We start from the raw sequence: 17798 nt of genomic DNA on the forward strand, positions 1-17798 counted from the left end.
ACGAACGTTAACGACAGGATGTTGCGAAATTAAGAAAGGACGACGTGAATTCTGTGACCGGCAGTGATGTGGTCCCCTACATCTTGGATTATCCTCGGGGTTTCCTTCATTTCCGAGCCGACCCCATGCCCGACTTGACCCCATACCCCATCACCCAAAAATGGCCCGCCCAATACCCGGAGTGGCTCCAGCTCTACTCCCTGCCAACCCCCAACGGCGTGAAGGTCTCGATCATGCTGGAAGAGATCGGCCTGCCGTACGAGCCCCACAAAGTGGACTTCGCCAGCAACGACCAGCTGTCGCCCGAGTTCCTTTCCCTGAACCCCAACAACAAGATCCCGGCGATTCTCGATCCCCATGGGCCGGGAGACCAGCCGTTGGCGTTGTTCGAGTCGGGGGCAATCCTGATTTATCTGGCGGACAAGAGCGGACAGTTGTTGGCTCAGGAGTCGGCGGCGCGCTACGAGACGATCCAGTGGCTGATGTTCCAGATGGGTGGGATCGGGCCGATGTTCGGGCAGTTGGGGTTTTTCAACAAGTTCGCCGGCAAGGACTACGAGGACAAGCGGCCACGCGATCGTTATGTCGAGGAAAGCAAGCGTCTGCTCAAGGTGCTTGAGGGTCGTCTGCAAGGACGGGACTGGATCATGGGCGAGCGCTACACCATTGCCGATATCGCCACGTTTCCCTGGGTGCGCAACTTGATCGGTTTTTATGAAGCCGGTGATTTGGTGGGTATCCAGAACTTCCCCAATGTGACGCGAGTATTGGAGCGCTTCCTGGCGCGACCGGCCGTGGCCCGTGGGTTGACGATCCCGGAATGAGCAAGCCGACGACCAGTCGATTCGACTACAAGCAACTGGATGTGTTCAGCGATGTGCCGCTCAAGGGCAATCCGCTGGCGGTGGTGCTCGGAGCGGATGAGCTCAGTGAGGCGCGCATGGCCGCTTTCGCCAACTGGACCAACCTTAGCGAAACCACGTTCCTGTTGGCACCGCGGCACCCGGAAGCCGATTACCGGGTGCGTATTTTCACCACTTCCACCGAGTTGCCATTTGCCGGACATCCGACCCTGGGCAGTTGTCACGCCTGGCTGGAAGCCGGAGGCGTGCCGAAAGGGCAGGAGATCGTGCAGGAATGTGGCGTCGGCCTGGTCAGGATTCGCCGCAGCGATCATGGGTTGGCGTTCCTCGCGCCGCCCTTGCTCAGGTCCGGTCCGCTGGCCGCCGAGCTGCTGGAGCGGGTGTGCAAGGGGCTGGGGCTCGCAGCGGAGGCGATTGTCGAGGCGCAATGGGTCGATAACGGCGCCGGCTGGCTGGCGTTGATGCTCAAGGATCGCCAGCAAGTCCTGACGCTTGAGCCCGATTACCCTCAGTTGCTGGATCTGGCCGTGGGCGTGATCGCGCCCTGGGATCAGGCCGTGGATGGCGATGAGGCCCACTTCGAAGTGCGCGGCTTCATTGCCGGTGATGGCATGCCCGAGGATCCGGCCACCGGCAGCCTGAACGCCGGGCTCGCCCAGTGGATGCTGGGCAAAGGGCTGGCGCCTGCGTCCTACGTGGTCAGCCAGGGACTGACGATGGGCCGGGCCGGGCGCATTCATGTCGAGCAGTTGGGAGAAGAGGTCTGGATTGGTGGCGCCGTCGTGACGTGCATCAATGGCTCATTGACCTTGTGAGGCGATTATTACCCGACGGGTAACACTCTGTTTTCCAGCGGGCGTTTGTGCCCTGGCTGGCCAGGGCATAAGCTTTGCTCCCTGTGATCGAGCACCCTTTCTTGCCCAGGAGTCCCATGTCCAGCCAGTACCCCGAAGCCCGTCCACGCCGCCTGCGTCGCAATGCAAGCCTGCGCAGCCTGTTCCAAGAAACCGAGTTCACCTTGAATGATCTGGTGCTGCCGATTTTCGTCGAAGAAGAAATCGATGATTTTGTGCCGATCAAGAGCATGCCCGGCGTGGTGCGCATTCCTGAGTCGAAGCTGGCCGGTGAGATCGAGCGCTATGCCCGTGCCGGCATCAAGTCGGTGATGACCTTTGGAGTGTCCCATCACCTGGACGACGATGGCAGCGACACCTGGAGCGAGCGCGGCCTGGTGTCACGCATGGCCGGGATCTGCAAGGACGCGGTGCCGGAAATGATCGTGATGTCCGACACCTGCTTCTGTGAATACACCGACCATGGTCACTGCGGCGTGCTCCACGGCGATGAGGTGGACAACGACCGGACCTTGGTCAACTTGGGCAAGCAAGCCGTGGCGGCGGCCCGCGCCGGTGCCGATGTAATCGCGCCATCGGCGGCCATGGACGGTCAGGTCCAGGCGATCCGCAAGGCTTTGGATGAAGCCGGTTTCAGCCAGACGGCGATCATGGCCTATTCCACCAAATTCGCCTCGGCGCTTTATGGGCCGTTCCGCGAGGCTGGCGGCAGCGCGCTGAAAGGCGACCGCAAGAGCTACCAGATGAACCCGATGAATCGCCGCGAAGCCCTGCGCGAATCGCTGCTCGACGAGCAGGAAGGTGCCGATGCGCTGATGGTCAAGCCGGCCGGCGCCTACCTCGATATCATCCGCGACATTCGTCAGGCTTCGAACTTGCCGCTGTCGGCCTATCAGGTCAGTGGCGAATACGCGATGATCAAGTTCGCCGCCCAGGCCGGCGCCATCGACGAAGCCCGCGTGGTCCGCGAGAGCCTTGGCGCAATCAAGCGGGCAGGGGCAGACCTGATCTTCACCTACTTCGCCATGGACCTGGCGCTGAGCGGGATCTGATCTCGCGCTGCTTCTGCCTGCATCAATAATGTTGCCTGTGCCGCCGTCATCGCGAGCAAACTCGCTCCCACATGGGGTTTTGGGTTGGACAGAAGATTCAGGTTCACCACCATTCCCCTGTGGGAGCGAGCCTGCTCGCGATAGCGGTGGGTCAGCTTGCATCAATGTTGGCTATGCCGCCGTCATCGCGAGCAAGCTCGCTCCCACATGGGGTTTTGGGTTGGACAGAAGATTCAGGTACACCACCATTCCCCTGTGGGAGCGAGCCTGCTCGCGATAGCGGTGGGTCAGCTTGCATCAATGTTGGCTATGCCGCCGTCATCGCGAGCAAGCTCGCTCCCACATGGGGTTTTGGGTTGGACAGAAGATTCAGGTACACCACCATTCCCCTGTGGGAGCGAGCTTGCTCGCGAAAGCGGTGGATCAGCTTGCATCAGTGGTGTTTGTGCCGCCGTCATCGCAAGTAAGCTCGCTCCCACATTGGGCATAGCCCGCATCCACTTTTGATCGTATGGTTGCTCCGGAATAATGAAGCGATGGAGCACCATGCAATTCAACCGATTGATGATCAGCCTCGCGGCGTTGCTGGCCCTGGCCGGTTGCGGCAGCCGTCAGGCCCAGGAGCCCGAGCGCCAGCCCGCTGAGGTCAAGAAGCAGATTGTGCAGCTGTTGCCGGCCAAGACGGCGGATCGCGAAGGTTGGGCGACTGACATCTACGTGGCCTTCGCGGCCCAGCAGATTCCGTCCACGACGCAGAATATCTGCGCAGTCCTGGCGGTGACCGAGCAGGAGTCGACGTTCCAGGCCGACCCGCCGGTGCCGGGGCTGGGCAAGATCGCCCGTCAGGAAATCAACCGCCGCGCGGCGAAGGTGCACATCCCGGAGCTGTTGGTCAGCGGCGCGCTCCAGGTGCGTTCGCCCAATGGCAAAAGCTACAGCGATCGGCTCAACGCGGCTCGCAGTGAGAGAGAACTGAGCGGGATTTTCGATGATTTCATCGGCATGGTGCCGCTGGGCAAGACCCTGTTTGGCGGTTTCAATCCGGTGCACACCGGTGGGCCGATGCAGGTCAGCATCGCGTTTGCCCAGGCCAATGCGCGGGATTATCCATACACGGTGGATGGCTCGATTCGTCGCGAAGTGTTCAGCCGCCGTGGCGGGATGTACTTCGGTATCGCGCATTTGCTGGGCTATCCGGTGAGCTATACCGAGCCGTTGTATCGTTTCGCCGATTTCAATGCCGGGTGGTACGCCAGTCGCAACGCGGCTTTCCAGCATGCGGTGAGTGTGGCGTCGGGCATTTCCCTGGCGCTGGATGGCGATCTGATCGCGCACGATTCAATCATGCCGGGCAGTACGGAGCTGGCGGTGCGCACGCTGGGCAAGTCGTTGGGCCTGCGCAACCCGACCATTCGTGATCAATTGGAGCAGGGCGACAGCCTGGCGTTCGAGGACAGCAAGCTCTACAAGCGTGTGTTCGAACTGGCTGAGCGGGCCGAGGGCAAGCCGCTGCCACGGGCGGTATTGCCGGGGATCGTGCTCAAGAGCCCGAAGATCACGCGCAAGTTGACCACGGCGTGGTTTGCCAAGCGTGTGGATGAGCGTTATCAGCGCTGCATGGCGCGGGCGGCGGGGCGCTAGCCAGGCGTTGGGGGATGAAAAAGCCCGGCGGATGAGGCCGGGCTTTCAGGGTGGCGGGGTGGGGGCGGTCGCTGCGCGCCCGAGCGGGAGTAAGCTCCTTCGCCACAGAGGGTGTTGCCGATCAATTGTTGCGGTCAATCCACTCATGCGTGGTTTTCGATCAGGCGATCAGAGCCACCTTCGGCAACACGGCGTTCCAGCAGGCGATCAGAGCCACCTTCAGCGACACGGTTTTCGATCAGGCGGTCAGAGCCACCTTCGGCAACACGGCGTTCCAGCAGACGATCGGAGCCACCTTCAGCGACGCGGTTTTCGATCAGGCGATCAGAGCCACCTTCGGCAACACGGCGTTCCAGCAGACGATCGGAGCCACCTTCAGCGACGCGGTTTTCGATCAGGCGGTCAGAGCCACCTTCGGCAACACGGCGTTCCAGCAGACGATCGGAGCCACCTTCAGCGACGCGGTTTTCAATCAGACGGTCAGAGCCACCTTCGGTGACGCGACGTTCCAGCAGGCGATCGGCACCGCCTTCAGCGACACGGTTTTCGATCAGGCGATCAGAACCGCCTTCGGCGACGACGGGCTGCGAGGAGGCGGCAAATACGTTGGCGGCCAGTACGGAGAAAGCGAGGCTGAGGATGACTTGGCGTTTCATGATGGTGTGCTCCGGGGGTGCAGTTGTTTGTGTGGGGCCATTGTTGTCCCGGGCGATCATCAAGAGAACTTCATTGGCATGATGGTGAACATCGATGGCAGTGATAGCTCGTTGGTTGCATCGATGTCGGTTGATCCCGCGAGGTTGCCCCCGGTGTGCGCGTCGTCCCCCGGGAGGAACACTGCCAGGTTTGTGGGCTCTACCGGGTAACCCACAGGCAGGAGGCAAGTTCATGTATCAGTTATTCGGTTACAGGCAGTCCGGCTCCGCAGCGGTGGAGATTGCCCTGGATCTTTGCGATGTGGCCTATCGGCGGGTCGATGCCTATTCGACAGAGGACAGTGACGCAGCGAAAGCCCTCGAGGCGCTCAACCCGCAGAAACAGGTTCCGACCTTGCAGTTGCCGGACGGCTCGGTGCTGACCGAAGCGGCGGCGATCCTGATTCACCTCGGGCTGACCTTTCCCGCCTCGAAGCTGCTCCCCGACGACGCAGCCCAACGTGCGCAAGCCATCAGGGGGCTGGTCTATATCGCGGCCAATTGCTACACGCCCATCGGCATCATCGATTTTCCAGAACGCTGGCTGGACGATGCGGACGAAGCGACTCGGCAACGCTTGGTATCGGGCACCCAGCAACGGCTGTACCGCAACTGGGCGCTGTTTGCCGACCAGTTCCCGGCCCAACCGTTTCTAGGCGGTGCCGAGCCGGGGGCGCTGGATATCCTGGCGGCGGTGATCACGAAGTGGAGAAACACGCGGGAGGCCATGCTGAACGCCCGTCCGGAGTTTTACGGATTGTTGGAACGTATTGACCGCCATCCGCGCGTTGCACCGGTGCTGTCGTTGCATTGGCCTTTGTAGGAGCTGTCGAGCGAAGCGAGGCTGCGATCTTTGCGCTGACGCTGGAATCTCAAGCGAAAGATCAAAAGATCGCAGCCTTCGGCAGTTCCTACAGGTCAAGGACACGCCTTGCGTACAGCCGCTTGCTCGACCAGGCCGACAAACTGCCGGACGTTCTGCTGATGCGCCGCCACCAGTTCGTCGATACTGGCCCCCGCCGGCGTTTGCAGGCTGCTGCGACAGGTGAGGGGGCGGGCGTCGCCACTCAGGTCGCGCAGTCGCCATTGCACGTCCATGCGGGCATAGCGGCCGGGGATCGAGTCAAAGCGCTGCACGTCCACCCGCAGCGATGATTTCGGCGCGCCAGGGTTGCTCAGTTGTTCGTCCAGGCTGCTGTGCAGTTCATCTGCCAGGCTGGCGCCCCACCATTCGGTTTCCAGGATCGCCAACCCACTGTTGCCCTGGCGAATGACCATCTGGGTGCGATCCACCTGGGGTGGGACGCTCACCTGTTCGATCTGGATGTCCGCGCCGGCACGTGACTGGCCCGTCGGCTGAACCGGGCTCAGGGTGTGGTAGTGGATCGGATCGCTGCGACAGGCACCGAGCAGCAGCGCCACGGCAACCAGGGTGAGTTTCAGCGTCAGTGGCATGGGACGGGCTCCTGTGTTCATTCTTTCACCGGCAATCTGAGGTTCTCTGCCGGTGCGTCCTTGGGACGACCGCGAAGCAGCGATTCGGGGTGGCGGCTCAGGTAGTCCGACAGCTCGCGCAGCGAGCGCGACATGCGTCCCAGGTCGTCCAGGGTCTGGGTCAGTTGTTCGCGCTGCGGTGAATCTTCGGCCAGGGTCGAGTTGGCCGATTGCAGCGTCTTGCTGACGTCCTGCAAGGTACTTTGCACGCCTGGCAGGGTCTTGCTGTTGAACTGAGCCAAGCCTTTGCGCAGCTCCACCAGATTGCCATCCAGGTTGCCGGCGATACTTTCCAGCGGCAGTTTGTTGATCCGCTCGACCATCGTCTGCAGTTGTTCCTGCAATTGCTGGAGGCTGCCCGGGAGGGTCGGTATACGCACGGGGCGGGCGCTGGGGTCGAAGGCCACTTTTTCAGCCTTGGGGTAGAAGTCCAGCGAGATGTACAACTGCCCTGTCAGCAGGTTGCCGCTGCGGGCCTGGGCGCGCAGGCCGCGCTCGACGAAGCTGCCGATCAGGCGGGCGCCAGCGGCTTCGTCTTCGGGGTCGTGGTTGAGAGACTTGAGCAGTTTTTCATGGGCCTTGCCCAGGCGCTGAGGGTAGATCACCACGCCGACGTTGACCGGAAAGCTGCGTTGCTTCTCATCGAAATCCAGGTTGATGGCCACCACCCTGCCGACTTCCACGCCGAGGAACTCTACTGGCGCACCGACGCGCAACCCGCGCAGGGCCTGGTCAAAACGCAGGGCCAGGTATTGCCCTTTGCCATCGGGCGGGGCGAGGGCGCTCTGCTGGTCGGCAAACAGTTCGAAAGTCTTGTCTTCGCTGGCAACGGTGTCGTTGGGGTTGTATTCCGGCGCCCGGAACGCGATACCGCCCAGCAGCAAGGCCGAGAGCGATTCGGTCTTGACGGCGAAACCGTTGGCACCGACGTTCACGTCCACGCCGCTGACGTTCCAGAACCGGGTGTTTTCAGTGACATACACATCGTTGGGCGCGTTGACGAACACGTCGATGTTGACGCCTTTGCCATCGGCGTCCAGGGCGTAGGACACCACCTGGCCCACCGGGATCTTGCGCAGGTACACCGGCGAGCCGATGTCCAGCGAGCCGAGGTCCTGGGAGTGCAGGGTGAAGCGTTTGCCTGGTTCGCCGTAAGTAATGGGGGGCGGGTTTTCCAGGCCGGTGAAGGATTTGGCGCGCACTTTCGACTGGCCGGCGTCGGCGCCGATGAAGTCACCGGACAGCAGCGTGTCGATCCCCGAGATCCCGCCGGCCCCGATGCGCGGCCGGACGACCCAGAACACCGAGTCTTCGTGAGTGAAGGTGTCGGCGGTCTTGGCGAGCTTGACCGTGGCGGTGACATTCTTCTGGTCGTTGCTCAGTTGCACGTCGGTGACCTGGCCGATGACCACGTTGCGGTATTTCACCTGGGTCTTGTTGGCGGTCAGGCCCTGGCCGGTCTTGAAGGTGATGGTAATGGTCGGGCCTTCCTGCAGCCAGTTGTGGACCACCAGGGAAATACCCACCAGCACTGCGATGATCGGCACGATCCACACCAGCGACACCGTCCAGCGGCGGGTGGTGACGTGGGCCCGGCCGGGTGCGGGTTGTTGCCCGTCAGTGGCTTGCGACTTCATCCATGACCTCCTCGGATGGTTGAGTGTCCCAGATCAGCCGGGGGTCGAAACTCATGGCCGACAGCATGGTGAACAGCACCACGAGGCCGAAGAACAGGATCCCCGGTCGCGGTTCGATATCGCTCAGTGCCTGGAACTTGACCAGGGCGGCCACCAGGGCCACCACCAGCACATCGAGCATCGACCAGTAGCCGATGACTTCCACCAGCCGGTACAGCTTCGCCCGCTGGACCTGGGCCCAGGTGCTGCGCCGCTGTGCGGTCACCAGCAGCAGGGTCAGGACCACGAACTTGATGCCGGGCACCGCGATGCTGGCGATGAAGATGATCAGGGCGATGTCCCAGGCGCCGCTTTGCCAGAACTCGATGACTCCGCTGATGATGGTGCTGTCGGCGCCTTCGCCGAGCATCTGGGTATTCATGACCGGAAGCAGGTTGGCCGGGATGTAGAACACCAGCGCCGCGAGCATGTAGGCCCAGGTGCGGGTGATGGCGTCGGGTTTGCGTCGGTGCAGGGCGGCGTCGCAACGCGGGCAGGCTTGGGGTTCGTCGTTCATGTCGCAGGCCAGGCCGCAACTGTGGCACAGGCACAGGTTCAAGTCGCGGGCGTCTGGCGGGGTGTCCAGCGGCTGGCTGTTCATAGGCTGTCCCACAAGTCGCGGACATCGCGTCCGGCAATGCGAATCATCAGCAGGCTCAGGGCCGCCAGCGCGAACAGGCCGATGCCTGGGAGTACGTCCAGCAGGCCGGCGAGCTTGATCACCGCTACCAGCGCGCCCAGCAGGCAAACCTCCAGCATGCTCCAGGGCCGCAGGGTTTCCAGGCTGCGCATGCACAGGCTGAACCCTGGTGCCCGTCGCCGGAGGTAGGCATGGCCCAGCACCCAGAGCAGCAGCGCCAGTTGGAAGGCCGGTGCAATGATGATCGCCACCGCTGTCACCAGGGCGATGAAGGTGATGGGGCCCTGGCTCAGCGCCACGATGGAATCCCACAACGTCGCGCTGTTGCTCAAGCCTTGGAGGCGAATGCTCATCACCGGGTAGAGGTTGGCGAAAGCCCATAGCACCGCAGCGGTCACGCTCAGGGCCAGACGCTGTTCGATGGTCAGGCCGTTGTAGCGCTGGATCACCGCGTGACAGCGCACGCACGTGGCTTTTTGATGCGGGGCGAGCACAACCGGCTCGTACACCGCATCGCAATGTTCACAAATGATCAGTCGGTCGGTGGCGGCCATCAGGATGCTCGCAGGAACAACCCCTTCAATATAGAAGTGTGTTGAGAATGAGCAACCCGATGGAAGGGATCATTCGCCGCGAATGTATTGCTCCAGTTGTCTGATCAGGTCGGCCTGCTCGGCGATGGCTTCCTTGACCAGGTCGCCAATGGACAGTAGCCCGACGAGCTTGCCGTCTTCTACCACCGGCAAATGTCGCAGGTGTTTTTCGGTCATGATGCTCAGGCAAGTCTCGACATTCTGGTGCGGGTCGATGGTGATCACGGGGGATACCATGATGTCGCTGACCTTCGTGCCCACCGACGAGCGACCGTGCAGGACCATTTTGCGTGCATAGTCGCGCTCGCTGATGATCCCCAGCACTTTCTCGTCCTTCACCACCAGCAAGGCACCGACGTTTTTCTCGGCCATGCGCATCAGGGCCTGCAATACCATGTCGTCCGGTGAGATGGTGTGCACTTGCTGGTTCTTATCGTCTTTTAGCCGGAGCAACTGCGCGACGGTTTTCATGGGAAGCCTCGGGGTGTTGTTTTTGCTGGTTGTTAAAGCATCGTAGACCCAACGGCGCAGAGCAAGCGGTAAAGCGGCGGCCAGTCGTCCAAAAGCGTCATTGTCGGTGAATTTCTTCGAACTATGGGCGCGCGCTGTTGTGGCGAGGGAGCTTGCTCCCGCTGGGCTGCGCAGCAGCCCCGGTTTTTGGCACTGGCCCGATATACCGAGGTGGCCGGTTTTGGGCTGCTTCGCACCCCAGCGGGAGCAAGCTCCCTCGCCACAGGAGCAGGTCACTTGGGCAGGTGAAGTTCTCTCGCCGCAGGTAGAATCGTCGCCTACGCAAAATTCGAGGTTGCAGCGGTGGATTTACAGCAGGGCTTCGTCCTGACCCGGCATTGGCGCGACACCCCGGCCGGCACCGAAGTCGAGTTCTGGCTGGCGACCGACGCCGGTCCCCGGCGCGTGCGCCTGCCGGTGCAGACGTCGGTGGCCTTCGTGCCGCAGATCCAACGCGGCCAACTCGAAGCCTTGCTGCAAGGGGAGAAGGAGATAGAGCTACGCCCCTTGGACCTGCTGGATTTCGAACATCGCCCAGTGCTGGGCCTGTATTGCCAGCAACACGCCCAATTGATGCGCCTGAACGGCACTTTGCGCCGCGCCGGTGTGGAGGTGTTCGAAGCGGACATCCGGCCGCCGGAGCGCTACCTGATGGAACGCTTCATCACCGCCCCGGTGTGGTTTGGCGGTACACCGGCCGCCGATGGCCTGCTGGTGGATGCCCAGATGAAGCCGGCCCCCGACTACCGTCCACCGTTGCGCCTGGTGTCCCTGGACATTGAAACCACCGCCCAGGGCGATTTGTATTCCATTGCCCTGGAAGGCTGCGGCGAGCGTCAGGTCTACATGCTCGGGCCGCCTAATGGCGACGATACCGGTGTGGATTTCCAGCTGGAATACTGCGAATCGCGCACGCTGCTGTTGAAGAAACTCAACGACTGGTTCGCCCGTTTCGACCCTGACGCGATCATTGGCTGGAACCTGGTGCAGTTCGACCTGCGGGTGCTGCATGAACATGCCCGGCGGTTGGCGGTGCCGTTACGCCTGGGGCGCGGTGGCGAAGAAATGCAATGGCGCGAGCACGGCGCACGCAACAATCATTTTTTCGCCTCGGCGGCTGGTCGGTTGATCATCGACGGCATCGAGTCCTTGCGCTCGGCGACCTGGAGCTTCTCGTCGTTCAGCCTGGAAAACGTCGCCCAGACGCTGTTGGGGGAGGGCAAGTCCATCGACAACCCGTACCAGCGCATGGACGAGATCAATCGCATGTTCGCCGAGGACAAGCCGGCCCTGGCCCGCTACAACCTCAAGGACTGCGAACTGGTGACGCGGATCTTCGCCAAGACCGAACTGCTCAAGTTCCTCTTGGAACGGGCCAGTGTCACCGGCCTGCCGGCGGACCGCAGTGGTGGTTCGGTGGCGGCCTTCACGCACCTGTACATGCCGCTGATGCACCGCCAGGGCTTCGTTGCACCCAATCTCGGCCAGCGTCCGCCCGAGGCCAGCCCGGGTGGGTTTGTCATGGATTCCCAGCCGGGGCTTTACGAGTCGGTGTTGGTGCTGGACTACAAGAGCCTGTATCCGTCGATCATCCGCACCTTCCTGATCGACCCGGTGGGTTTGATCGAAGGGCTGCGTCACCCGGATGGCCCGGAGTCGGTGCCGGGCTTTCGTGGGGCACGCTTCTCCCGTACTCGACATTGCCTGCCGGCTATCGTCGCGCGGGTCGCCGAAGGCCGGGAGACCGCCAAGCGCGAACACAATGCGCCGCTGTCCCAGGCGTTGAAAATCATCATGAACGCCTTTTATGGCGTGCTCGGTTCCAGCGGCTGTCGCTTCTTCGATCCGCGCCTGGCCTCGTCCATCACCCTGCGCGGCCACCAGATCATGCAGCGCACCCGCCAGTTGATCGAAGCCCAGAGCCATGTGGTGATCTACGGCGATACCGACTCCACCTTCGTCTGGTTGCGTCGTGCCCATGGTCAGGAGGAGGCGGCGAGGATCGGTCGCGAGTTGGTGGCGCACGTCAATCAATGGTGGCGTGAGCACGTGCGTACCGAGTTCGGGTTGGAGAGCGCGCTGGAGCTGCAGTTCGAAACGCATTTCAAGCGCTTTCTGATGCCGACCATCCGGGGCGCCGAGGAGGGCAGCAAGAAACGCTACGCCGGGCTGGTGACCCGCGCCGACGGCAGCGACGAAATCGTCTACAAAGGCCTGGAAACCGTGCGTACCGACTGGTCGCCGCTGGCCCGACAGTTCCAGCAGGAGTTGTACGGGCGGATCTTCCACCGCAAGCCCTACCAGGATTATGTGCGCGATTATGTGCAGCAGACCCTGGCCGGTGCGTTCGATGATCGGCTGGTCTACCGCAAGCGTCTGCGGCGGCCGCTGGACGACTACGAACGCAACGTCCCACCCCACGTGCGGGCCGCGCGGCTGGCCGATGAGTTCAACCAGCGCCAGGGCCGTCCGCGGCAATACCAGAATGGCGGCTGGATCAGCTACGTCATCACCGTCGCCGGCCCCGAGCCGCTGGAGATTCGCAGTGCGCCAATCGATTACGACCACTACGTGACCAAACAGCTACAGCCGGTGGCGGATGCGATCCTGCCGTTTGTGGACGATGATTTTTCGACGTTGGTGGGGGGGCAGATGGGGTTGTTCTGATGGGGGATGCCTTTTTGTTTGGCTGGATGCCTTTGTGGCGAGGGAGCTTGCTCCCGCTGGGCTGCGCAGCGGCCCCTTTTGCGATCGTTTCGCGATCGAGCGGGAGCAAGCTCCCTCGCCACAACAAGCGTTTTGCGTGAGGACTACACCATCGCCAACCGCTGCTTGCCCTGGGGCTGGGGAAATATCAGGTCGAGGGCGCTCAGGTCCTGAGGCTCGAGCCTGAGGTTCGCCGCTTCGGCATTCAAGTGCACGTGTTCAGGCCGCACAGCCTTGGGAATCGCAATCACATTGTCCTGGCGCAGCAACCAGGCCAGTGCGATTTGCGCCGACGTTGCGCGATGGCGTTCGGCGATTTGTCCCAGGGTGTGATCCTTGAGCAGGTGTCCGCCCTGGCCGACCGGGCAGTAAGCCATGATTGGCATGCGCGGTTGCTGGCACCAGGGCAGCAGATCGAATTCGATGCCGCGTTCCTGCAGGTTGTACAGCACCTGATTGGTGGCGCAGGCCGGCGAGGCCAGTTCCTCAAGGTCATCGACGTCAAAGTTCGAGACACCCCAACGGCCGATCTTGCCTTCTTCGCGCAGACGCTCGAACGCTTCGACGGTTTCCTCCAAGGGGTACTGTCCGCGCCAGTGCAACAGATAAAGGTCGATGTAATCGGTGTCGAGCCGGCGCAAACTGCGTTCGCAAGCGAGGGGAATACCTTTGCGACTGGCGTTGTGGGGATAGACCTTGCTCACCAGGAACACCTGGTCGCGCAGGCCGGTGATCGCTTCGCCAACGACGGTCTCGGCACCGCCTTCGGCATACATCTCCGCCGTGTCGATCAGGGTCATGCCCAGTTCGATCCCCAACCGCAAGGCGGCTACTTCTTTCTTGTGATGGGACGGTTCTTCACCCATGCGCCAGGTGCCCTGGCCGATTACCGGTACGGACACACCCGCCAATTCCAGCGTCCTCATGCCTGTCTCCTGTTTTTTGAGCTTTGACGTGTGGCAGCAGGATAGACCAAGTGTTCACGCATTGATCGTTCCCATGCTTTGCGTGGGAATGCAGCCTGGGATGTTCTGCGTCCCAAAAAGCGTAACGCAGAGTGTTACAGAAGGCGTTCCCACGCGGAGCATGGGAACGATTCGGCGGGGGAGTTACTTCGCGGAGAACTTCAGCACCATGGTCTGGGTGTAGGTCTGGCCCGGATCAAGCCGCGTCGAAGGGAAGTTCGGCTGGTTTGGCGAGTCGGGGTAGTGCTGGGTTTCCAGGGTGAACGCGCCCCAATGCGGATAGACCTTGCCTTGCTTGCCCTTGACGGTGCCGTCGAGGAAGTTGCTGGTGTAGAACTGCACGCCAGGCTCGGTGGTGTAGAGCTGCAGGCGTCGTCCGGACTCGGTGTCATACACCTCGGCGGCCAGTTTGGTCACGTCACCCTTGGCGTCCAGCGCCCAGTTGAAATCGAAGCCGCCCTGTTTCGGTTCGGCGAATTTGAGTTGTGGGTGATCAGCCTTGATATGGGTGCCGATGGCGGTGGGTTGGGTGAAATCCATCGGTGTGCCGGCCACGGGGGCCAGTTCGCCGATGGGAATGAGTTTACCGGTGACTGGCGTGTAGTGGGCCGCGTGCAGGGTCGCGACCTGCTCGAGTATGTCGCCGTTGCCTGCGCCGGCCAGGTTGAAATAGCTGTGGTTGGTCAGGTTCAGCACCGTGGGCTTGTCGGTGGTGGCCTTGTACTCGATGCGCAACTCGTTCTGTTCGTTGAGGCTGTAGGTGACGTCGGTTTTCAACGCACCGGGAAAACCCATCTCGCCATCGGGTGACAGGTAGCTCAGGGTGACGCCCACCGAGTCCTTGGCATTATGGGGCTGGGCTTTCCAGACGCGCTTGTCGAACCCTTGCGGCCCGCCGTGCAAGGAGTTGCCATGGTCGTTCTGCGGCACTTGGTAACGCTTGCCGTCCAGCTCGAAGGCCCCGTCGGCCAGGCGATTGCCGAAGCGGCCGATGGTCGCGCCGAAATACACGCTGCCATTCTTCTGATAACCCTGCACATCGTCGAAACCGAGCACGATGTCGGCGACCTTGCCGTTTTTGTCCGGCACGCTCAATGACTGGAGGATGCCTCCATAGGTGATGACCGTAGCCTCCATGCCATGACTGTTGCGCAGTACGAATTTTTCCACCGCCGTGCCGTCATCGGTCTTGCCGAACGCACCGCGTTCATTGGTCAGGCCGGCAGCCTGGGAAGCCGAGGTGGCGATCATCAGAGACACTCCGAGGGCCGTGAGCAGTTGTCTGGATTCAAGCATGGTATGACCTTCCTTCCTGTTGTTTTGTTGTTGTTTTAACGCGGGTCGAGTCCGTTACTGGTCGGACAGCGATGAAGGCTTTTGTGTCTAGTAGTCTTTCTATTTGAAGGGTGAAAATGGATTTATAGCCATAAATGCAGATTTATCAATTAAAAAGTAAGACTAATTAGACAAAAAAGACTCTGCTGAAGGTCGAGGATTTTTTCCGGACACTGCACTTTTGCGATTTTTGCCGCTCTATCCATGGCCTGGAAGCGGCGACCCCCATCGCTTCCCCCTGCCCAGATTGAGACTCGATGGCCGGTGTTTTTTCTTCTGTGACGAGGTTGCGTGGTGCCTGCATGGCAGGGTTGGTCGGTGTGTCGATGCTGTTCAGCGGCGGCTGCAGCCATCAACAGGGGCAGGACATGGTCACGCAGTTCAGCAACGCCAAGCCTCAGGAGTTCTTGCAGACCAGCGTCGACCGCATGGCCACGTTGGCCATGCACGACAACCTGCAAAGCCTCTATCTGCTGATGAGCAAGCTTTACCTGCGCAACCCCGAGGAACTGCGCAAGTCCGGCTTTCTCGACGCCCGCACTGCGGAAAAACAGGTGCGCATGGCCATCGAGCAGCAACAACCCTTGCCGACCCTGGGTGGCAAGAAGGACCTGGCCGCCCTGAGCTATGCCATGAGCCCGGAGTTTCTCGGTGACCGGGTCGGGGCGTTCATCTATGCCATCGGCAGCATGCTGGTCACCGCCCATGGCAATCGCCTCGAGTTCTATATGACCGACACCATCGACCCGCGTTTTGTCAGCAATGCGGCACGCAACATCGAAAAAGCCACCTGGCTGCTCAGCCAGCGGCAGAACAAGGACGGCAAGCCGTTGCTGTTTTCCAATGAGATTTCGGAGGAGGGCAGCAACCTGAGTTTCGCCGTCGAGTTCGGCAAAATCGTCGCCCGATTGGACCTGCTGACCCAGATGCTCGACGAGCGCTACCGGCGTATCGGCTTGAATTATGCCCAGAGCCTGCTGTTCCTCAATTTCCTGCCGGTTCAATGAATAGAGGGAAAAAGGAATAAAGATAGATCATATCGATATAGGGAGTTATAAGAAAAATCGCTATGCTCGCGGCCAGATTTTTCACGCGGTCGTGCTGAGACGGGTTTAATGGATTTCGGTAATGTCGGTTTAGTCGTTGCAGGCCTGGTGGTCGGCTTCATCGTTGGAATGACCGGCGTCGGCGGTGGTTCGTTGATGACCCCGATCCTGTTGTGGTTTGGTATCAACCCGGCGACGGCGGTGGGTACGGATCTGCTGTACGCGGCCATTACCAAGTCTGGCGGTGTACTGGTTCATGCCAGGAACCGCAACATCGACTGGGCCATCACCGGCTGGTTGACGTTGGGCAGCGTGCCGGCGGTCGGCCTGACCCTGTGGTTCCTCAGCAGCCTGCACAGCTCGCCCGACGCCATGAACGCGGTGATCAAGCAAGCCTTGGGCTTTGTGTTGTTCGCCACCGCCCTGGCCATCCTGTTCAAGAAACGCTTGCTGCAATTCGCCCACGACCGTGCCGGCGGTCACTACAACCCCTCCGGTACGCGTCTCAATGTGCTCACGGTCATCACCGGTCTGGTGTTGGGGACGATGGTTGCGTTGACGTCCATCGGCGCCGGCGCCCTGGGCACTGTCGCGTTGTTCATCCTCTACCCGTTCCTGGTCACCAAGCGCCTGGTGGGCACCGAGATCGCCCATGCCGTGCCGCTGACCCTGGTCGCTGGCCTGGGCCATGCGAGCATGGGCAACATGGACTGGCACATCCTGGGTTTCCTGCTGATCGGTTCGTTGCCGGGTATCTACCTGGGCAGTCATTTGTCGGGACGTATCTCTGACGAGCTGCTGCGCCCCTGCCTGGCGGTGATGCTGGCGATGATCGGGTTCAAGCTGGCGTTCTGAGTACCCAGTTCGAAAATGAATCTGTGGGTTCTCACCGATCCAATGTGGGAGCGAGCTTGCTCTCGATAGCGGTGTGTCCGCAAATTGATATCGACTTGAAAATCGTCATCGCGAGCAAGCTCGCTCCCACAATAGTCCTCGCCAAACCCTCGCACCAAAAATTGCTCTTACTTTCCTAGTGGTTGCGCAATGACCCCCCTGGCCTAAGCTTCAAGGCAGGCGCAGTATTGAGCGACTCTCGCGGAACAATCGCCGCCCTGTGCAATCAGTACAGCGTAAATATCAAAAGGAGAGGCGCATGCTCATTCGGTCGTTGACCTTCGCTACCTTGCTGGCCATCGCCGGCCCCCTGTTCGCTGCCGATGGCGACTCACCCTTGGTGGCGGATGCAGGCAGAGCACGCCCCCTGATCGTCATCGCGCCCAGTACGGTCGACCCTGCCTGGGTCAGCCTGAAAAAGGCCCTGGATGAACCTGCCGGCAAGCAAGGTTTTTCCGAGCGCAACATGGTGCTCTACACCGTGCTCAATACCATGGGGCAGCGCGATGGCAAGGACCTGGACCCGCAAAGCACCATGGCGTTGATCCGCTCCCTCAAGCTGGGCGCCGGGGCCCAGACCAAGATCATTCTGGTGGGCAAGGATGGGGAAAAGAAGCTTGAGCATTCCGGGGCGATCGAATTGAAAGAGCTCTTCGACACCGTCGATAAACTCCCCGCCGCGGAAAAAGAAGCGACACCCCCGGCGCCACCTCCCGCGCCAGAGCCCGCACCGGCCAAGGATGCGAAAGGCGCCAAGCCTGGCAAGGCAGCCAAGCCGGCGGGGCCGGTGAAGCCGTTGGATGATTGACGCTTCTGTGGCGAGGGAGCTTGCTC

17 protein-coding genes are annotated in these 17798 nt (G+C 61.3%); 9 read left to right on the forward strand and 8 right to left on the reverse strand.

Annotation, left to right across the window (positions count from 1 at the left end; genetic code table 11):
• Positions 1-125: 125 nt before the first annotated feature.
• From AC515T_RS10245 to AC515T_RS10260, 4 genes are all read left to right on the forward strand, one after another.
• Positions 126-824, forward strand: coding sequence for a glutathione S-transferase family protein (locus tag AC515T_RS10245; protein ID WP_496532366.1), 699 nt, complete (start codon positions 126-128; stop codon positions 822-824).
• Positions 821-1678, forward strand: coding sequence for a PhzF family phenazine biosynthesis protein (locus AC515T_RS10250; RefSeq protein WP_496532367.1), 858 nt, complete (start codon positions 821-823; stop codon positions 1676-1678). Before AC515T_RS10245 ends, AC515T_RS10250 begins: the two co-directional genes overlap by 4 nt.
• Before the next feature lie 116 nt (positions 1679-1794).
• Positions 1795-2769: a porphobilinogen synthase gene (gene hemB, locus AC515T_RS10255; RefSeq protein WP_496532368.1), complete on the forward strand. Its 975-nt coding sequence runs from the start codon at positions 1795-1797 to the stop codon at positions 2767-2769.
• 546 nt (positions 2770-3315) lie between these two features.
• Positions 3316-4410: a DUF1615 domain-containing protein gene (locus AC515T_RS10260; RefSeq protein ID WP_496532369.1), complete on the forward strand. Its 1095-nt coding sequence runs from the start codon at positions 3316-3318 to the stop codon at positions 4408-4410.
• A 143-nt stretch (positions 4411-4553) separates the two neighbouring features.
• Here AC515T_RS10260 and AC515T_RS10265 read toward each other — a convergent pair whose 3' ends face one another.
• Entirely contained in the window at positions 4554-5066 is a 513-nt protein-coding gene (locus tag AC515T_RS10265; protein ID WP_496532370.1) for a phage infection protein, read from the reverse strand.
• A 232-nt stretch (positions 5067-5298) separates the two neighbouring features.
• Between AC515T_RS10265 and AC515T_RS10270 the strand changes: the two genes are divergently transcribed.
• The gene (locus tag AC515T_RS10270) at positions 5299-5928 is read left to right on the forward strand and encodes a glutathione S-transferase family protein (RefSeq protein ID WP_496532371.1); all 630 of its coding nucleotides are present in this window, start codon (positions 5299-5301) and stop codon (positions 5926-5928) included.
• A gap of 95 nt (positions 5929-6023) precedes the next feature.
• Here the strand turns inward: AC515T_RS10270 and AC515T_RS10275 are convergent, their stop codons facing one another.
• The 5 genes from AC515T_RS10275 to AC515T_RS10295 form a co-directional block, all read right to left on the reverse strand.
• Positions 6024-6560: a PqiC family protein gene (locus AC515T_RS10275; RefSeq protein ID WP_496532372.1), complete on the reverse strand. Its 537-nt coding sequence runs from the start codon at positions 6558-6560 to the stop codon at positions 6024-6026.
• Between the two features lie 17 nt (positions 6561-6577).
• Positions 6578-8236 carry a PqiB family protein gene (locus AC515T_RS10280; RefSeq protein ID WP_496532373.1) on the reverse strand — a complete coding sequence of 553 codons (1659 nt, stop codon included), beginning with the start codon at positions 8234-8236 and terminating at the stop codon, positions 6578-6580.
• Entirely contained in the window at positions 8217-8876 is a 660-nt protein-coding gene (locus AC515T_RS10285; protein ID WP_496532374.1) for a paraquat-inducible protein A, read from the reverse strand. The genes AC515T_RS10280 and AC515T_RS10285 overlap by 20 nt, the downstream gene beginning before the upstream one ends.
• Positions 8873-9469 carry a paraquat-inducible protein A gene (locus AC515T_RS10290; protein ID WP_496532375.1) on the reverse strand — a complete coding sequence of 199 codons (597 nt, stop codon included), beginning with the start codon at positions 9467-9469 and terminating at the stop codon, positions 8873-8875. Before AC515T_RS10290 ends, AC515T_RS10285 begins: the two co-directional genes overlap by 4 nt.
• A 69-nt stretch (positions 9470-9538) precedes the next feature.
• The gene (locus AC515T_RS10295; RefSeq protein ID WP_413794933.1) at positions 9539-9979 is read right to left on the reverse strand and encodes a CBS domain-containing protein; all 441 of its coding nucleotides are present in this window, start codon (positions 9977-9979) and stop codon (positions 9539-9541) included.
• Positions 9980-10321: 342 nt separating this feature from the next.
• On the opposite strand from AC515T_RS10295, the gene AC515T_RS10300 reads away from it, so the two are divergent.
• On the forward strand, positions 10322-12685 hold the full coding sequence (locus tag AC515T_RS10300) for a DNA polymerase II (RefSeq protein WP_496532376.1): 2364 nt from the start codon (positions 10322-10324) through the stop codon (positions 12683-12685).
• A gap of 143 nt (positions 12686-12828) precedes the next feature.
• On the opposite strand, the gene AC515T_RS10305 is transcribed toward AC515T_RS10300, so the two are convergent.
• Together AC515T_RS10305 and AC515T_RS10310 are read right to left on the reverse strand one after the other, a co-directional pair.
• Positions 12829-13650 (reverse strand): aldo/keto reductase, encoded by an 822-nt coding sequence (locus tag AC515T_RS10305; protein WP_496532377.1) that lies wholly within the window; start codon positions 13648-13650, stop codon positions 12829-12831.
• Between the two features lie 183 nt (positions 13651-13833).
• The gene (locus AC515T_RS10310) at positions 13834-14985 is read right to left on the reverse strand and encodes an aldose epimerase family protein (RefSeq protein WP_496532378.1); all 1152 of its coding nucleotides are present in this window, start codon (positions 14983-14985) and stop codon (positions 13834-13836) included.
• A 341-nt stretch (positions 14986-15326) separates the two neighbouring features.
• Here AC515T_RS10310 and AC515T_RS10315 point away from each other — a divergent pair, with 341 nt between their 5' ends.
• The 3 genes from AC515T_RS10315 (at position 15327) to AC515T_RS10325 (ending at position 17772) form a co-directional block, all read left to right on the forward strand.
• Positions 15327-16031 carry a hypothetical protein gene (locus AC515T_RS10315; protein ID WP_496532379.1) on the forward strand — a complete coding sequence of 235 codons (705 nt, stop codon included), beginning with the start codon at positions 15327-15329 and terminating at the stop codon, positions 16029-16031.
• Between the two features lie 108 nt (positions 16032-16139).
• The gene (locus AC515T_RS10320) at positions 16140-16925 is read left to right on the forward strand and encodes a sulfite exporter TauE/SafE family protein (RefSeq protein WP_496532380.1); all 786 of its coding nucleotides are present in this window, start codon (positions 16140-16142) and stop codon (positions 16923-16925) included.
• A 298-nt stretch (positions 16926-17223) separates the two neighbouring features.
• On the forward strand, positions 17224-17772 hold the full coding sequence (locus tag AC515T_RS10325; protein ID WP_496532381.1) for a DUF4174 domain-containing protein: 549 nt from the start codon (positions 17224-17226) through the stop codon (positions 17770-17772).
• The last annotated feature ends 26 nt before the right edge of the window (positions 17773-17798 follow it).

The sequence above is a fragment of the Pseudomonas sp. FSO-7 genome (assembly GCF_059579345.1).